The sequence below is a fragment of the Pseudomonas sp. DWP3-1-2 genome (assembly GCF_049896285.1).
Classification (GTDB): domain Bacteria; phylum Pseudomonadota; class Gammaproteobacteria; order Pseudomonadales; family Pseudomonadaceae; genus Aquipseudomonas.
On sequence record NZ_JAFCTZ010000003.1, the window covers coordinates 368,415 to 384,949 of the forward strand.

14 protein-coding genes are annotated in these 16,535 nt (G+C 59.5%); 7 read left to right on the top strand and 7 right to left on the bottom strand.

Features of this window, described 5'->3' with window-relative positions; genetic code table 11:
• Positions 1–30 precede the first annotated feature (30 nt).
• Complete coding sequence (locus ACP7B0_RS10590; protein WP_426141244.1) at positions 31–1,281, top strand: EAL domain-containing response regulator; 1,251 nt, start codon at positions 31–33, stop codon at positions 1,279–1,281.
• Here the strand turns inward: ACP7B0_RS10590 and ACP7B0_RS10595 are convergent.
• Positions 1,278–1,934, bottom strand: coding sequence for a response regulator (locus ACP7B0_RS10595; RefSeq protein WP_426141245.1), 657 nt, complete (start codon positions 1,932–1,934; stop codon positions 1,278–1,280). The two genes, ACP7B0_RS10590 and ACP7B0_RS10595, sit on opposite strands and share 4 nt — an antisense overlap.
• Positions 1,935–2,321: 387 nt before the next feature.
• Between ACP7B0_RS10595 and ACP7B0_RS10600 the strand changes: the two genes are divergently transcribed.
• The gene (locus ACP7B0_RS10600; protein ID WP_426141246.1) at positions 2,322–2,618 is read left to right on the top strand and encodes a DUF3509 domain-containing protein; all 297 of its coding nucleotides are present in this window, start codon (positions 2,322–2,324) and stop codon (positions 2,616–2,618) included.
• Between the two features lie 183 nt (positions 2,619–2,801).
• Here ACP7B0_RS10600 and ACP7B0_RS10605 read toward each other — a convergent pair whose 3' ends face one another.
• A complete protein-coding gene (locus ACP7B0_RS10605) occupies positions 2,802–3,647 on the bottom strand; it encodes a TIGR02285 family protein (RefSeq protein WP_426141556.1) in 846 nt (281 codons plus the stop codon).
• Between the two features lie 354 nt (positions 3,648–4,001).
• On the opposite strand from ACP7B0_RS10605, the gene ACP7B0_RS10610 reads away from it, so the two are divergent.
• The 3 genes from ACP7B0_RS10610 (at position 4,002) to ACP7B0_RS10620 (ending at position 7,520) form a co-directional block, all read left to right on the top strand.
• Positions 4,002–4,544 carry a YaeQ family protein gene (locus ACP7B0_RS10610; RefSeq protein WP_426141247.1) on the top strand — a complete coding sequence of 181 codons (543 nt, stop codon included), beginning with the start codon at positions 4,002–4,004 and terminating at the stop codon, positions 4,542–4,544.
• 54 nt (positions 4,545–4,598) lie between these two features.
• A complete protein-coding gene (gene recJ / locus ACP7B0_RS10615; protein ID WP_426141248.1) occupies positions 4,599–6,314 on the top strand; it encodes a single-stranded-DNA-specific exonuclease RecJ in 1,716 nt (571 codons plus the stop codon).
• A 99-nt stretch (positions 6,315–6,413) separates the two neighbouring features.
• Positions 6,414–7,520 carry an NADH:flavin oxidoreductase/NADH oxidase gene (locus ACP7B0_RS10620; protein ID WP_426141249.1) on the top strand — a complete coding sequence of 369 codons (1,107 nt, stop codon included), beginning with the start codon at positions 6,414–6,416 and terminating at the stop codon, positions 7,518–7,520.
• Between the two features lie 312 nt (positions 7,521–7,832).
• Here the strand turns inward: ACP7B0_RS10620 and ACP7B0_RS10625 are convergent, their stop codons facing one another.
• The 5 genes from ACP7B0_RS10625 to ydcS form a co-directional block, all read right to left on the bottom strand.
• Entirely contained in the window at positions 7,833–9,257 is a 1,425-nt protein-coding gene (locus tag ACP7B0_RS10625) for a gamma-aminobutyraldehyde dehydrogenase (protein ID WP_426141250.1), read from the bottom strand.
• 26 nt (positions 9,258–9,283) lie between these two features.
• Complete coding sequence (locus tag ACP7B0_RS10630) at positions 9,284–10,111, bottom strand: ABC transporter permease (RefSeq protein ID WP_426141251.1); 828 nt, start codon at positions 10,109–10,111, stop codon at positions 9,284–9,286.
• A complete protein-coding gene (locus ACP7B0_RS10635; RefSeq protein WP_426141252.1) occupies positions 10,101–11,048 on the bottom strand; it encodes an ABC transporter permease in 948 nt (315 codons plus the stop codon). Before ACP7B0_RS10635 ends, ACP7B0_RS10630 begins: the two co-directional genes overlap by 11 nt.
• A gap of 1 nt (position 11,049) precedes the next feature.
• Positions 11,050–12,105, bottom strand: coding sequence for an ABC transporter ATP-binding protein (locus ACP7B0_RS10640; RefSeq protein WP_426141253.1), 1,056 nt, complete (start codon positions 12,103–12,105; stop codon positions 11,050–11,052).
• A 429-nt stretch (positions 12,106–12,534) separates the two neighbouring features.
• Positions 12,535–13,686, bottom strand: a complete 1,152-nt coding sequence (gene ydcS / locus ACP7B0_RS10645; RefSeq protein WP_426141254.1) for a putative ABC transporter substrate-binding protein YdcS — start codon at positions 13,684–13,686, stop codon at positions 12,535–12,537.
• Between the two features lie 214 nt (positions 13,687–13,900).
• Between ydcS and ACP7B0_RS10650 the strand changes: the two genes are divergently transcribed.
• Both ACP7B0_RS10650 and ACP7B0_RS10655 read left to right on the top strand, forming a co-directional pair.
• A complete protein-coding gene (locus ACP7B0_RS10650) occupies positions 13,901–14,623 on the top strand; it encodes a tellurite resistance TerB family protein (protein ID WP_426141256.1) in 723 nt (240 codons plus the stop codon).
• A gap of 287 nt (positions 14,624–14,910) precedes the next feature.
• Positions 14,911–16,533 carry a methyl-accepting chemotaxis protein gene (locus ACP7B0_RS10655; RefSeq protein ID WP_426141257.1) on the top strand — a complete coding sequence of 541 codons (1,623 nt, stop codon included), beginning with the start codon at positions 14,911–14,913 and terminating at the stop codon, positions 16,531–16,533.
• Positions 16,534–16,535 lie beyond the last annotated feature (2 nt).

Sequence of the window (16,535 nt, forward strand, 5' to 3'; positions counted from 1 at the left end):
CGGCCTGAAGCAGGAAGCAGGAAGAAGATTGTGCGCTCACTTACAGTGCTGATACTTGAAGACAACCCTTTCCAACTGATGGCGTTGCACCAGATGCTCAACGCCAATCAGATCTTCGATGTGCTGGCCGCCCCCGGCGTCGCTCAGGCGCGACAGTCTCTGGACAAGCGCGGCGGGGTGGATGTCGCTATCTGTGATCTGCTGATGGAAGGGCCTGATGGTCTGGAACTGATCCGTCACCTGGCGCTCAGCGGTCAGGCGCGGGCGGTGATTATCCTCAGCAGCGCCGCGCACAGTATTCAGGAAAGCGTCGCGCAACTGGCGCGCCAGCAGGGCATCACGGTGTTGGGCTGTCTGCAAAAGCCAGCGTCAGCGGCTGCCCTCGGCAAGCTGCTGGACAGCTACGAAACGCAGCACGAGCTCCCCGACGATCCCTTTTCTACACCCTGCTCGGTGCTGAGTTTCAATGAGCTGTGCCCGCACGCCCGGCCCGGGCCCATCGACGTGTCGGCGTTGGCCACGCAGTGGGTGGCCTGTTTTCAACCCAAGGTCAGCCTGCTGGGTGAGGTCCTTGGCGTAGAGGCATTGGTGCGCTGGCAGCACCCGGAATACGGGCTGCTGACGCCCAACCGCTTCATGCCTGCCCTGGAAGGTGTCGGGTTGATAGCACCGTTGACCTGGCGAGTGCTTGAGCTGGCGCTGAGTCTGTCGGTGGATGCGCTGCGTGAGCGGGGTGAGGCGCTACCTGTCGCGGTCAATATTGCGCCGCAGCTGCTCGAACAACCCGACTTTGCCGAACAGGTACTCGCCAGGCTGGCGCGTCTGGAATTACCCGCGCGGATTCTGACTCTGGAAATCGTCGAACAGGCGGCGCCCGAGCCTGAAACCTGGCAGTTGGAAGGCTTGCTGCGATTGCGTGTGCATGGCTGCACGTTGTCTATCGATGATTTTGGTACGGGGGCTTCGAACATTCAGCGTCTGTTGCAACTGCCTTTCAGCGAACTCAAGATCCCGGCGGAATTCATACGCGGCATGGCACAAGACTCGCGCAAAAGCGCCGTGGTTGCCGGAGCCATGTTGATCGCCCGGCGCATGTCACTGGACGTGGTGGTCGAGGGGGTGGAGACCCTTGACGATTATTATTCGGTGATGGAGCTGGGCAATGCATCCTTACAGGGTTATTTCATTGCCCGTCCGTTGCTGGCGAACCATGTGCTGCCCTGGATTGCTGCCCATGAGCGCCGACAGGCCCAACCAGGGCGGTCGACCAACACGCCTTAGCCTAGCCCGTTCTCCTGCAAATAAATGAACAGCGCGGCCTCGTTATTCAAACCCAGTTTGCGCATCGCGTTGATTTTCTGCGCGCTCACGGTCTGTTTGCTGCGACTCAGTTGCGTGGCGATTTCGCTGACGGTCATGCCTGTCGCGAGAAGCCTCAGGACTTCCAGTTCCCGTGGGGATAGCGGCCTCACCTTTCTTGAGAGGTCATGTGCGGCGGCTTCGAGCATGATCCTGCGCACCGAGTCAGCTATATAGACGTGCCTGCGCCGCACGCTGGCGATGGCGGCTGGCAGCTCGCTGGCAACGCCGGCCTTGCTGAGCAACCCTTGCACCTTCAGCTCGAGAATTGCTCGAAACAGGCCGGCGTTGTTGAGCATGGTGACCACGATAATGGGCAGACCAGGAAAGTCCTGGCGCACCCTCTGGAGCAAGCGCAGGCCATCGTTGTGAGGTTTGCCGGGCATCATGAAGTCTGTGACCAACACATCACTCTGATGCTGTTTCAGAACGGCCAGCAACTCGTCCGGCGAACTGGCCTGGGCGATGATCTCGATGCCGTTGTCCTGTTCCAGGACCACCCGCAAACCGATCAGGAAGACGGGATGGTCGTCGGCCAGGATGACGCTAAGGGGTTTCTTGGCGAAAGCGCTCAAAATGTGGGTCCCATTCGATGGTGCGTATTGAACGCATGCTCCGTAAAGGCGGAGGCTGCGCGGTCCTCGTCTGGATTACATACCCGTGCTCGCCCGGAGGGTGCTGTTTGCAAAGAAGGATGGGTGTGGGAAAAAGGCGTGATTGTTGTTGAGTTTTCCTACAAAGCGCGGCTACAGCGCGCGTCTGGTGGTTAACGAGCTGGGGGTGATGGTCAGTGCGAGAGCCTGGGTGTATTGACGGGCGCGTGTTTTTTCGCTGTCACATCCAGCTGGCATCCTCGATAACCCGGGTTGTCACAACACCCGGTCTTGCAATAAGAACTTTCTGATGACCGCGAGGGTCATTGATAAGCACCTTTGCATTCAAACTGTTGAGTGGTGATCTAGATGGAAAATATCAGCTTACTGCTAAGCCAGGCTCTGGCCCCTTACCAAGCGAACCTTGGTCCGGCCGGACCTCATGGTGAGCGCTTGGTCTCGCTCAAGGATGCAGCCGGAGTGGTGGTGACCGAACGGGTGTTCGGTGCCGGCGAACTCTGCGACAAGCGTCAGTTGCGGGATGTAGTCGATGGCCTGCGTCGTGACTTGATGGTGGCCGAAGGGCGAATCGAGCCTTCGGTCATTGCCGCAATGCGCCATGCAGCGCTGAGTCGTCCGTTTATCTCTTCCCCTGCTTTTGTTTAACGGCCCGGGAACCTTATGTTGGCCGTATGCTCTGATTAATTACGGCAGGTTCAATCATTGTGCTCCGGTGATTGATGCCTGCCGTACTGGTTCTGATGAACCACGGTTTACCCCGAGTAGTCTCCCCGCTGCTCGGGGTTTCTTTTTTTCAGCCCCTGCAAACGCGTGCTGTCTGCCAGCCTTTTATCGCTGATCATCCTCGAAGAACGCCTTGGCGTCCTGAAGATATTCTTCACGTTGCCCGCTAGGCAGCCATTTCGCGAAGAGATCAATCAGAGGAGTCCTGCGCAGCGCCCGCATCTCCCGATTGATGATTGCCATGGCCTGCCGTCCTCGCGGCGAGTCCGAACATCCGATATGCGTAAATTGATATTTGGGCGTGTCCTTGACGGGCAGAAACTCGAGCTCCTCCGGAGCGAGACCTTGTTGGTGAGCCTGATACAGCGCCTCGGGCCAGTAACTGATCAACGCTTGCAAACGGTCGAGACGTTCCATTTGCAACAGGCTGCCGATGGCGTCGTTGCCGTAGTGCAGGCTGAGTTCCTGCTCGGGAGTGTCCTGCACAATCCTGTCGATGACCGGACCATAGCTGCGTCCGGCAACCACGCCCAGTTTTATGGTGTCGCTCTTGAGCAATGCCGAAAGATCGATCTGATTGCCGGACATGAAGGGCTTGAAGGTGTCCATGCTGTCGCGACGCACCACCAGGCCATTTCCGCGCACGGCATAGACGGGAATCGAAAAAATGACATTTTTCGCTCGCTCGGCCGTCCACAGCAGCATCGGATCACAGGTAAAGGACGTGTCATCCATCAGCATCTGCATGCCTCGGGCGCGATTGACGCGCATCAGCAGATGGTCGTATTCAGGCATTCGGGCAATGAGCAACGGCATCAGCCTGTCGATTGCGCCCTGACCCTGTTGCGGCCCGGAAAAAATCGTCAGGGGCGGTATATCGCGCAACAGCCAGATCAATGTTTCCTTCCCCTGGCCAATGGACGGGAGGACGCAGAGCGTTAACAAGGCCAGTAGCGAAGCCCGGCAGGACCAGGCGGACGGCGAGGTGCGATAAGGCATTCGCGAATGTCTTCCCTGTTAATGGCTGAGTAAAGGACGTCGAAAAGACAACTGACGTCATCAGCGGCTGAAACAGACATATCCAGCAACAATGCCTGGCTGGCGACGAGAATATCGTTTTTTTTGATTGAATATCAAAGCCTTGAGACCAAAGAGTACCTTTTGAACCATTGTGCGAACCTTGGGTGACAGATTGACGACCTGGCGCGCTGTAGCGCCGTCGCCTGCTGATCGGCCAGCTTTGGTCGTTCAAAGGGGCTGCATCGGGTAGACTTGGCGCCTTTCTCCGCATCTAGAAGCCCGTTCATGGCCCAGCCGTCCACGACCTACAAATTCGAACTTAACCTCACCGACCTGGATCGTGGGGTGTACGAGAGTGTTAAGCAAACCATAGCCCGTCATCCTTCCGAAACCGAAGAACGCATGACGGTGCGTCTGCTGGCCTATGCGTTCTGGTACAACGAGCAGTTGTCCTTCGGTCGTGGTTTGTCGGAAGTCGACGAGCCGGCGCTTTGGGAAAAGAGCCTGGATGACCGTGTCCTGCACTGGATTGAAGTCGGTCAGCCTGATGCTGATCGTCTGACCTGGTGTTCGCGCCGCACCGAGCGCACCAGTCTGCTGGCCTACGGCAGTTTGCGTGTATGGGAAGGCAAAGTCATCCCGGCGGTCAAGAACCTGAAGAACGTCAACATCGCCTCGGTACCGCAAGAGATCCTGGAAGTCCTGGCCAAGGACATGCCTCGGGTCATCAAGTGGGACGTCATGATCAGCGAAGGCACGATCTTCGTGACCGATGACCGTGGCCAGCATGAAGTCCAGTTGCAATGGCTCACGGGCGAACGCGGCTGATCGTCTGGCCCCACGCTTTACAATCGTTCACCTCAGAGAACCAGCGAAAACTGCATGCGCATCGAACCTCGTCTGTTGCCGGAAACCCTGCCTTTTCTTGGCGATTTACCGCCATTACTCACCCGGTTGTACGCGTCACGGGGGGTATTGTCTGAAGCTGAACTGGACAAGAGCCTGGCGCGGCTGATCCCTTATGAACAGCTCAAGGGCATTGATGCGGCGGTGGACCTGCTGGTGACGGCGCTCAACGAGCGCCAGCGTATCCTGATCGTGGGTGACTTCGACGCGGACGGCGCCACCGCCAGTACCGTCGGCGTGCTCGGTTTGCGAGTGCTGGGCGCGGCCCATGTGGATTATCTGGTCCCTAATCGCTTTGAGTACGGCTACGGCCTGACGCCGGAAATCGTCGCCGTCGCTCTGGAACGCAAGCCGCAATTGCTGATGACCGTAGACAACGGGATTTCCAGCGTTGAAGGCGTGGCTGCGGCCAAGGCGGCGGGCCTGCGGGTGTTGGTTACCGATCACCACTTGCCGGGCCACGAGCTTCCAGCGGCGGATGCCATCGTCAATCCCAACCAGCCTGGCTGTACGTTCCCGAGCAAGGCGTTGGCCGGTGTCGGCGTGATTTTCTATGTGTTGATGGCGCTGCGTGCGCGGCTGCGGGACACCGGCTGGTTCGAAGCCAATCAACGCACGCAACCCAATCTGGGCGAGCTGCTGGACCTGGTGGCGTTGGGCAGCGTGGCTGACGTGGTGCCGCTGGACGCCAATAACCGCATCCTGGTGCATCAAGGGCTGATGCGCATCCGGGCAGGGCGCGCGCGTCCGGGCCTCAAGGCCATTCTTGAAGTTGCCCGACGTGAAGCGTCGCGCATTACCTCCACTGACCTGGGTTTTATTATCGGTCCGCGCCTCAACGCAGCAGGGCGTCTGGACGACATGAGCCTGGGCATTGAATGCCTGCTCTGCGAGGACGAAACCCTGGCGCGGGAAATGGCCGTGCAGCTGGATGAGTTGAATCAGGACCGTAAATCCATCGAACAAGGCATGCAGCGCGAAGCGTTGGCCCAGCTCAAGGATCTGCCGCTGGAATCCATGCCGTTCGGTCTGTGCCTGTTCGAACCGGACTGGCATCAGGGCGTGATCGGCATCCTCGCTTCGCGCCTCAAAGAGCGCTATCACCGGCCAACGATTGCGTTTGCCAGCGCAGGCGACGGTGTGCTCAAGGGTTCGGCGCGTTCGGTGCCGGGTTTTCATATCCGTGATGCGCTGGATGCGGTGGCGGCGCGACATCCCGAACTGATCAGTAAATTCGGTGGCCACGCCATGGCGGCGGGCCTGTCGTTGCCTGAGGCCAACTTCCCGGCGTTTGCCGAGGCGTTTGACACCGAAGTTCGGCGTCAGCTCAATGAAGACGATTTGACCGGTCGCTTGCTGTCTGACGGCGCGCTGGCGGTCGAGGAATTTCATCTGGAACTGGCCCGTGCCCTGCGCAATGCCGGCCCGTGGGGCCAGCACTTCCCCGAGCCGTTGTTCCATGGCGTGTTCCAGTTGGTGGAGCAGCGGGTGGTGGGCGAGCGGCATTTGAAAATGGTGCTCAAGAGCGAGTGCGGCACGGTCAAGCTGGATGCCATCGCGTTTGGCGTGGATCGTGATATCTGGCCTAACCCGAATATTCGCTGGGTCGAGCTGGCGTACAAGCTGGACCTCAACGAGTTTCGTGGCAATGAAACGGTGCAGTTGCTGGTGGCGCACATCGCCCCCCGCTAGATACCGACAGGAACCCTCGGTTGGATCGGATTGTCGACTAGTCTCTTGGTACGGTTTTACACCCTGCCGGAACGACATTATTGATCCTGAGAGGTGCCCATGAGCCTGCTGCTAGAACCCTACACCTTGCGCCAGTTGACCCTGCGCAATCGCATTGCCGTGTCGCCGATGTGCCAGTATTCCTCAGTGGATGGCCTGGCCAATGACTGGCATCTGGTTCACCTCGGTAGCCGAGCCGTTGGCGGCGCCGGGCTGGTTTTTTCCGAGGCGGTGGCAGTCACGAAGGATGGCCGTATCACTCCCGAAGACCTTGGCCTCTGGAGTGACGAGCAGATCGAACCCCTGCAACGCATCACCCGTTTCATTACGGCCCAGGGCGCGGTTGCCGGCATTCAGCTCGCGCACGCCGGACGCAAGGCCAGCACATGGCGGCCATGGCTGGGCAAGTCCGGCAGCATCAAGGTGGAAGAGGGCGGCTGGACGCCGTGGGGCCCATCGCCGATTGCCTTCGATCCCAAACACACCGCGCCGGTGCAGTTGAGTGAAGCGCAGATCCAGGAGCTGATCCAGGCGTTCGTCGATGCAGCCAAGCGTGCACTGACCGCCGGGTTCAAGGTTGTGGAAGTCCACGCCGCCCATGGTTACCTGCTGCATCAATTCCTCTCTCCCCTGAGCAACCAACGCCGGGATCAATACGGCGGTTCGTTCGAGAATCGTATTCGACTGACCCTGCAAGTGACTGAAGCGGTCCGCGCGGTCTGGCCCGAAGAACTGCCGCTGTTCGTTCGCGTGTCGGCAACGGATTGGGTTGAAGACGGCTGGAACCCGGACGAGACGGTTGAACTCGCACGACGTCTCAAGGTTCTGGGTGTGGACCTGATTGATGTTTCCTCCGGCGGCACTGCAGCCAACGCCGAGATTCCCGTAGGCCCCGGCTATCAGACGCGCTTTGCCGAGCGCGTACGCAAAGAGTCGGAAATGGCCACGGGCACGGTGGGCATGATCACCGAACCGGCTCAGGCCGAGCACATCCTGCGCACCGGCCAGGCCGACATCATTCTGCTGGCCCGCGAGTTGCTGCGCGATCCGTACTGGCCGCTGCACGCCGATGACGATCTGGGCGGACGCCTGGCAACCTGGCCTGCGCAATATCAGCGCGCCACGCATCGTGATCAGCCGATTCATGAGTCTGATTTGCGGGACTGATCGAGTACGTTCAGCGTTGCGCACTGAGGTTCCGTCCTGACGGCCGGGTCCATTTTGTCGTGGCAAAATAGACGAAAACCGTTTGCGCCGACGTCCGGTCCCTGCTTCGCAGGCTTTGACTGAACAAAGGAGCGAACGGTTTTTACTTTGCCAAGACAAAGTGGCTTTTTGTTTTATAGGCAGCCGTAAGGGCGCAAAGGCGACTGTGCGTCGCCTCCGCTGCTGGATATGCTTGCGATTCCAATACTCTGCAACAGAGTATCTACAGATACGCGATCGCGCACCGGGAGCAAGGAACCGCGACATCCCCCATCAATGCTTGAACATCACATGCCTCACCGTGGTGTAGTCCTCCAGGCCATACATCGACATGTCCTTGCCATAGCCGGACAGTTTCTGACCGCCATGGGGCATTTCGCTGACCAGCATGAAGTGGGTGTTCACCCAGGTGCAGCCATATTGCAGGCGCGCGGCCAGTCGATGGGCGCGTCCGATGTCCTGGGTCCATACGGACGACGCCAGGCCGTAATCGGATTCATTGGCCCAGCGCAGTACCTGGGCTTCGTCATCAAACTTCGTCACGGACACCACAGGCCCGAATACCTCGCGCCGCACGATTTCGTCATCCTGCAGAACATCGGCGATGACGGTGGGCTCGAAGAAAAAGCCATTGCCGTCCACGGCTTTGCCACCGGTGATCAGGCGGGTGTGGGACTGGGCAAGCGCGCGCTCGACAAAACCGGCGACGCGGTCTCGATGCTGGGCGCTGATCAATGGCCCCAGCTCGGTTTGCGGGTCGCCTTGCAGGCCGTGTTTGAGGCTGCTGACGGCTTGCCCGAGTTTTTCCACGAACCGGTCGTAGATACCTTTTTGCGCATAAATCCGGCATGCGGCGGTGCAGTCCTGGCCGGCATTGTAGAAACCAAAGGTACGAATCCCTTCCACCGCCGCGTCGATATCAGCGTCATCGAAGATGATCACTGGTGCCTTGCCGCCCAGTTCCATGTGCGTGCGTTTAACCGTACCTGCGGTGCTGGAAATGATGTGCGAGCCGGTGGCGACGGAGCCGGTCAGGGAAACCATGCGCACCTTCGCATGGGTCACCAAGGCGTTGCCAACGGTTGAGCCCCGTCCGAAGACCAGGTTCGGCACCCCGGCAGGGAAAATATCCATCGCCAGTTCCATCAGGCGCAAGGCCGTCAGCGGCGTCAGCTCGGACGGTTTGAGCACCACGGTGTTGCCAGCGGCCAGCGCTGGAGCGATTTTCCAGGCGACCATCATCAGCGGGTAGTTCCACGGCGCAATGGACGCGATGACGCCAATGGGATCGCGCCGGATCATCGACGTATGCCCTGGCAGGTATTCGCCCGCCGCCGAACCGCTCATGCAACGACTGGTCCCGGCGAAGAAGCGGAAAACATCGGCAATCGCCGGAATCTCATCGTTCAAGGCCGCGCTGTAAGGCTTACCGCAGTTGTCCGATTCCAGCTTGGCCAGCTCTTCGCCGTGGGCCTGGATGGCGTCGGCGAGTTGGAGCAACAACAGTGACCGATCCTTGGGCGGGGTTTGCGACCAGCTTTCGAAGGCTGCATCGGCGGCGCGCACGGCGGCATCCACCTGAGCTTCGCTGGCTTCCTTGATTTCCACGAGCACTCGGCCCAAAGCCGGGTTGAACACGGCCTGGCTCGGGCCTTCACCCGCCACCAGCTGACCGTTGATCAGCAGTTTGGTTTGCATGGTTGTTTCCTCAATGAAGCCTCAGGTTATTTACCACCACTGCCCGCCACGCTTTCGCCGCTGCGTGTCAGGTAGTACGCGCCCAGAATCGGCAACATGGTCACCAGCATGACCAGCATCGCCACGACGTTGGTGACCGGAACGTCTCGCGGTCGACTGAGCTGGTTGAGCAGCCAGATGGGCAGCGTGCGTTCGTGACCCGCGGTAAACGTGGTGACGATGATTTCGTCGAACGACAAGGCAAACGCCAGCATGCCCCCGGCCAGCAGCGCCGAGCCCAGATTGGGCATGATGATGTAGCGAAAGGTTTGCCAGCCGTCCGCGCCCAGATCCATCGAGGCTTCGATAAGACTATGGGACGTGCGGCGCAGTCGGGCGATGACATTGTTATAGACGATGACCACACAAAACGTGGCGTGGCCGACGATGATGGTGAACATGCCGGGCTCGATGCCCAGCGTCTTGAACGCCGCCAGCAACGCCAGCCCGGTGATGATGCCGGGCAGGGCGATGGGCAGGATCAGCATCAGCGAGATCGCGTCCTTGCCAAAAAAGTCCCGCCGATAAAGCGCCGCAGACGCGAGCGTGCCCAGCACCATGGCGATCAGGGTGGCGACGCAGGCGATTTGCAGGGAAAGCTTGATCGCGTCCAGAACATCCGGTCTTGAGAACGCCACGCTGAACCACTTCAGGGTGAAGCCTTGAGGGGGGAAGCTGAAGGCGGCGTCCTGAGTGTTGAAGGCGTACAGGAAGATGATCAGGATCGGAAAATGCAGAAACACCAGCCCGCCCCAGGCGGCAATGCGCAGGCCGAGGGAGGCTTTGTCTGCTTGAGGTGCAGGTTTAAAGCGCATCGAAAGCCCCCAGACGTTTGACGATGGACAGATAAATCGCGATCAGCACGATGGGCACCAAGGTAAACGCTGCCGCCATGGGCATATTGCCAATCGCGCCTTGCTGGGCGTAGACCATGCTGCCGATGAAGTACCCCGGCGGACCGATCAGCTGCGGCACGATGAAATCCCCCAGGGTCAGGGAAAACGTGAAGATCGAGCCAGCGGCGATACCGGGAATCGACAGCGGCAGAATCACCTGCATGAACGTCTGTCGAGGCCTGGCGCCCAAGTCTGCCGACGCTTGCAGCAGCGAGGGCGGCAGTCTTTCCAGGGACGCCTGGATGGGCAGGATCATGAACGGCAGCCAGATATAAACGAACACCAGAAAGCGGCCCAGCCAGGAGGTCGACAAGGTACTGCCGCCCAATCCGGGTATCTCGAGAATGAACTGCAACAAGGGCTCAAGCCCAAGATGCTGCACGAACCAATAGGCGACTCCGCCTTTGGCCAGCAGCAACGTCCAGGCATACGCCTTGACGATATAACTGGCCCACATGGGCAGCATCACCGCGATGTAAAAGAATGCCTTGGTGTTGCCTCGGGTATAGCGTGCCATGTAGTAGGCAATCGGAAAGGCAACCACCGCACTCGCAATGGACACGGCGACAGCCATGATCAGCGTACGTTTGATGACGTCGAAGTTTGCGGGCTGCAACAGCGCGGCGAAGTTGGCCAGTGTCAGGTCTGGCGTAACGGCCATGGTGAAGTCGTCGAACGTGTAAAAGCCTTGCCAGATCAGGCTCAGCAGCGAACCGAAATAGACCGCGCCAAACCAGAACAATGGCGGGATCAGCAACAGCGACAAGTACAGATTCGGCCGCGTGTACAACAGATCGCACACCCGGCGCAGCGTCGATGAGTCTGGCCGCGACGCCGGGACAAGCACCTGGCTCATGTCATGGGCCCTCTGCTTCCGGGGTATTGCCCTGGGGCGCATCCCGCAGCGCGACCATGGCTTCTTTCGCCCAGCGGATCGTCATGCGCTGGCCCGGCACGTGTTGGCCGCTGTCGTCCAGCCATTGTGTATTGGCCTGGCTGATACTCAGCAACTGGCCGCCGTCCAGGGCCAGTTCGTAACGGGTGGAACTGCCCTGGTATTGCACGTCGTGAAGCTGGCCGCTGACCTCGATTTCGTGGCTGGCCAAGGGGCCTGCGGCGAAGCGGATATGTTCCGGGCGAATGGAAAACGGCTGGGCGTTACCGCTCAGTTGATGAGCCAGTTCGCCACGGATCACGTTCGAGGTGCCGACGAACTCGGCCACAAAGGTCGTGGCAGGCTTCATGTACAGGTTGCGCGGGGTGTCCACCTGCTCGATGCGCCCCTTGTTGAACACCGCGACCCGATCCGACATGGACAGCGCCTCGGTCTGGTCATGGGTGACGAAAATGAAGGTGATGCCCAGTTGGCGTTGCAGTTTTTTCAGCTCAACCTGCATTTGCTCCCGCAGCTTGAGGTCCAGCGCGCCCAGCGGCTCGTCCAGCAGCAGAACCCGAGGGCGATTGACCAACGCCCTGGCCAGGGCGACTCGCTGACGCTGCCCGCCGGACAACTGCACGGGCTTGCGCTGGCCGTAACCGTCCAGGGCCACCATGGCCAGGGCTTCGTCCGCCCGGGTGTAACGCTCGGCCTTGCCGACACCCTTGACCTTCAGCCCGTAGGCAACGTTGTCCCGCACGTCCATGTGCGGGAACAGCGCGTAGTCTTGAAACACCGTATTCACATCGCGTTGATAGGGCGGTAAGCCTGCCGCTTCTTCCCCATGAATGCGGATAGAACCAGTGCTGGGTTGTTCAAATCCGGCGATCAACCGCAGGCACGTGGTCTTGCCCGAACCTGAAGGCCCGAGCATGGAGAAAAACTCGCCGTCCTGGATTTCCACCGACACATCATCAACGGCTTTCACCTCGCCAAACGCACGGGAAACATGGGTGAACTGGACGGCTAAAGGCATCGCTTCTTGCTCCGCAAGGTCGCTGCATGGTGCCCCCGATGGAGGCTTGCTGCGATCGAGTCTTCATCGGGTGACAGGGTCCGGTGGGTCTCTCGACTCTGTGGGACCGGCTTTAGCCGGGAAGAGGCCGGTATAGCCGCTGCAAGCTCGTCGCGAGCAATGCCGTCTTCCCGGCTAAAGCCGGTCCCACGAAAAAACAGCCAGCGGTCACTCGTCTTGGTGTTCCTTGTCAGTGACGGCCCGAGCATGGAGAAGGACTCGCCGTCCTGGATTTCCACCGACGGATATCTCGTGGGACCGGCTTTAGCCGGGAAGAGGCCGGTACAGCCACTGCAAGCTCGTCGCGAGCAATGCCGTCTTCCCGGCTAAAGCCGGTCCCACGTCGTTCGAGGCTCGAACACGTTCACTCCTGCCGATGTTTATGCGTTATCAGCGCCCACCCATGATCGCAATATAATCCTGAGTCCAGCGGCTGTAAGGCACGAACTTTCCGCCTTCAGACTGCGGGGTTTTCCAGAAGGCGATGTGCTCGAACTGATCGAAGCCATTGGTGGCGCAACCCTGAGGGCCCAGCAATTCGTTGGTTTTGCAGGCTTCGGGTACCGCCGGCAGCGAACCGAACCAGGCGGCCACGTCGCCCTGGACTTTCGGCTGCAGTGACCAGTCCATCCACTTGTAGGCGCAGTTCGGATGCTTGGCATCGGCATGCAGCATGGTGGTGTCGGCCCAGCCGGTGGCGCCTTCCTTGGGGATGGTCGAGGCGATTGGCTGCTTGTCGGCCTGCAAACCATTGACCATGTACCCCCATGAGCTGGTGGCGGCCACGCCTTCATTTTTCATGTCGCTCATTTGCACCGTCGCGTCGTGCCAGTAGCGATGGATCAGCGGTTGCTGTTTACGCAGCAGTTCCAGCACGGCCGCGTACTGGGTTTCGGTCAGTTGGTAAGGGTCGGTGATGCCCAGTTCCGGCTTGGCGGACTTGAGATACAGCGCCGCGTCCGCGATATAGATCGGGCCGTCGTACGCCTGTATCCGGCCTTTGTTGGGCTTGCCATCGGGGAAATCCTGAGCTTCGAATACCACGCTCCAGCTGACCGGTGGCACCGGGAAAACCGTGGTGTTGTACATCAAGACGTTTGGCCCCCATTGATAAGGCGTGCCGTACGTCTGCTGGTCAACCACGTACCACGGGCCACCCTTGAGGCGCGGGTCGAGGTTTTTCCAGTTGGGAATCAGCGCGGTATTGATGGGCTGTACGCGTTTGCCGGCAATCAGTCGAAGCGAAGCATCGCCTGAAGCTGTCACCAGGTCATAGCCGCCTTTGGTCATCAGGCTGACCATTTCGTCGGAAGTGGCAGCCGTCTTGACGTTGACCTTGCAACCGGTTTCCTGCTCGAAACCCGTCACCCAGTCGTAGGCTTTGTCGCTTTCACCCCGTTCGATATAGCCCGGCCAGGCGACGATATCCAGCTGACCTTCGCCGTCACCGACGGCGCTGGGCATTTCGGCTGCCTGCACGCTGACGCTGGCGAACAGACCGTTGATGAGTAGGCTCAATAGTGCGGTTTTATGTGCTGACATCAAGGTTCCCTCTTCTATAGTTATGTTCGGGGCAGTTATCAACAGCAGTGATACGACGACGTGAAGCGACATTTTTGGACATTGGAATGATCACAATGTGCAGCAGCGCCGGTTGCCTTGCAACATTCAGAAGCACACCGAATGCCAGACTCGACACACTTCGATCTAATCTGCCAGCCATTGAACTGTCTGACAGGGTTTACGGAGGCTTTCCATGAACACACGTGGCTTACTCGACCAACTTCTCAAGTCCGGCCAGCAAATGCTGCAAGACAAAGCGGGCAGTGCTCGACCGGCTAACAAATCTTCATCAGGTGGCCTCAGCGACTTGCTGGGGGGCGCTGGCAAGGGCGGTTTGGGCAGCCTGTTGTCGGGCGCTGGCGGCGGCGCGCTGGCGGCTGGTGCAATGGGGCTGTTGATGGGCAATAAAGGCGCACGCAATGTGGGCGGCAAAGTGCTGACTTACGGCGGTCTGGCGGCGCTCGGTGTGCTGGCCTACAAGGCTTACGGTAACTGGCAGGCCAGCCAGGGCACTGCCCCACAAAGCGAGCCGCAAACCATTGACCGTCTGCCACCGGCTCAGGTTGAGGAACACAGCCAGGCGATCCTGCGGGCCCTTGTGGCGGCGGCCAAGTCCGATGGCCACGTCGACGAGCGCGAGCGCGAGCTGATCGAAGGCGAGTTCACCAAGTTGACCAACGACAATGAGTTGCAACACTGGCTCCATGCCGAGCTGAACAAACCACTGGACCCCGCAGAAGTCGCCCGTGCTGCCGCGACACCGGAAATGGCCGCCGAAATGTACATCGCCAGCGTCATGCTCGTGGATCAAGAACATTTCATGGAGCGCGCCTACCTCGATGAACTGGCCCGGCAATTGAAGCTTGAACCAGGGCTCAAGGCCGAACTGGAAGCGCAGGTCCGAAACGCGCAGTAAGCCACGCTTCGTCGCCACTCAATCCGTTTGCCAAGGCCCTTCCCGACACCGGGAAGGGCCTTTTTGCTGGGGCTGTTTGAGCGGAGAAAAAACAGCGTTCAACCCATCAATCAGCATCGGTTGTGTAGGAAATTTCGGGGATCTCAAGGGGATAACGCTTTAACTATCTGTGAAACATCGCCTTAATAGGCAGGGCTCTGGGCTATACTCAGGCCGCTTTGGGCCGTCTGTCGGTCCGCTTCTTGAACTCGGTGACTGCGCCGATGTTGAACTCTTGAGGGCTGACTGTGAAGAACTGGACCTTGCGCCAACGGATTCTGGCGAGTTTCTCTGTAATCATCGCCATCATGCTGCTGATGGTTGTCATGTCTTACTCGCGTCTGCAGGCGATTGAGTCCAGTGAGGAACAGGTTCGCGTTCATGCGCTTCCCGGCGTGTACTTCAGTACCTTGCTGCGCAGCGCCTGGGGCGAAAGCTACATTCGTACCCTGGAACTGATCGGCGAGGGCAAAGGGCGTGAACTGACCGCTCCGGAAAAGGCTCATTTCAAGGAGTTTGAGCGCGTTCTGCAGGCGCAGGTCGATAATTACAAACGGGCTACGCTGGGTGAGCCGGATCAATCCAACTTCAACGAATTCGAGAAGCTTCGCGCCACTTATTCCCGGCTTCTGGCTGAAGTAGACCAAGCCTATCAAAACGGCGATTACGCGACCGCCCGTGGGACGTTCTACGACGAAGTCCGGCCAGTGTGGTCCGAGGGGCGCGAGCGGCTGAATGACATTATCATGGTCAACAAAAAAATTGCTGACGATGCCACTAACCACATCGCCTCGGTCGTGAAAACTGCCAAGATCAGCATGGTCATTTCGTTCATTGTGGCGGTGATTGCGGCCGGCCTGTGCGGTCTTTTGCTGATGCGCTCGATCATGTCGCCCATGCAACGTATTGTCAGCATCCTTGACATCATGCGCACCGGAGACCTGAGCAAGCGGCTCAATCTTGACCGCAAGGACGAGTTCGGTGCCGTGGAAACCGGCTTCAACGCCATGATGACCGAGCTGACCGGGCTGGTCTCCCAGGCCCAGCGGTCTTCGGTTCAGGTCACGACGTCGGTGACGGAAATCGCTGCCACCTCCAAGCAACAGCAAGCGACAGCCACCGAAACCGCCGCCACAACTACTGAAATTGGCGCAACCAGCCGTGAAATCGCTGCGACCTCTCGTGATCTGGTGCGCACGATGACCGAGGTGACGTCCGCTGCGGACCAGGCTTCCGTGTTGGCCGACTCCGGTCAGCAAGGCCTGGCGCGGATGGAAGACACCATGCACTCGGTGATGGGGGCCGCCGACCTGGTCAATGCCAAACTGGCGATTCTCAATGAAAAGGCCGGCAACATTAATCAAGTGGTCGTCACCATCGTCAAGGTGGCTGATCAGACCAACCTGTTGTCGCTCAATGCCGCCATCGAAGCTGAAAAAGCCGGTGAGTACGGCCGAGGCTTCTCGGTAGTCGCCACCGAGGTGCGGCGTCTGGCTGACCAGACCGCCGTGGCCACCTATGACATCGAGCAAATGGTCCGGGAGATCCAGTCGGCGGTGTCGGCAGGTGTCATGGGCATGGACAAGTTCTCCGAAGAGGTGCGCCGGGGCATGTTCGAAGTGGCGCAGGTGGGCGAGCAATTGTCGCAGATCATTCATCAGGTGCAGGCCCTTGCGCCTCGCGTGCTGATGGTCAACGAGGGGATGCAGGCCCAGGCCACCGGTGCAGAACAGATCAACCAGGCGCTTGTCCAGTTGGGTGATGCCAGTAGTCAGACCGTGGAGTCCCTGCGCCAGGCCAGCTTTGCCATCGACGAGCTCAGTCAGGTCGCGGTGGGGCTGCGCGGCGGCGTTTCGCGTTTCAAGGTCTGAGC

What these genes read in the sequence shown, in the direction of transcription:
- ACP7B0_RS10650 (WP_426141256.1), top strand. Translation starts at nt 13,901, where the DNA reads ATGAACACACGTGGCTTACTCGACCAACTTCTCAAGTCCGGCCAGCAA.
- ACP7B0_RS10630 (WP_426141251.1), bottom strand. Translation starts at nt 10,111, where the DNA reads ATGCGCTTTAAACCTGCACCTCAAGCAGACAAAGCCTCCCTCGGCCTG.
- ACP7B0_RS10610 (WP_426141247.1), top strand. Translation starts at nt 4,002, where the DNA reads ATGGCCCAGCCGTCCACGACCTACAAATTCGAACTTAACCTCACCGAC.
- ACP7B0_RS10635 (WP_426141252.1), bottom strand. Translation starts at nt 11,048, where the DNA reads ATGAGCCAGGTGCTTGTCCCGGCGTCGCGGCCAGACTCATCGACGCTG.
- ACP7B0_RS10640 (WP_426141253.1), bottom strand. Translation starts at nt 12,105, where the DNA reads ATGCCTTTAGCCGTCCAGTTCACCCATGTTTCCCGTGCGTTTGGCGAG.
- ACP7B0_RS10620 (WP_426141249.1), top strand. Translation starts at nt 6,414, where the DNA reads ATGAGCCTGCTGCTAGAACCCTACACCTTGCGCCAGTTGACCCTGCGC.
- recJ (WP_426141248.1), top strand. Translation starts at nt 4,599, where the DNA reads ATGCGCATCGAACCTCGTCTGTTGCCGGAAACCCTGCCTTTTCTTGGC.
- ACP7B0_RS10600 (WP_426141246.1), top strand. Translation starts at nt 2,322, where the DNA reads ATGGAAAATATCAGCTTACTGCTAAGCCAGGCTCTGGCCCCTTACCAA.
- ACP7B0_RS10625 (WP_426141250.1), bottom strand. Translation starts at nt 9,257, where the DNA reads ATGCAAACCAAACTGCTGATCAACGGTCAGCTGGTGGCGGGTGAAGGC.
- ydcS (WP_426141254.1), bottom strand. Translation starts at nt 13,686, where the DNA reads ATGTCAGCACATAAAACCGCACTATTGAGCCTACTCATCAACGGTCTG.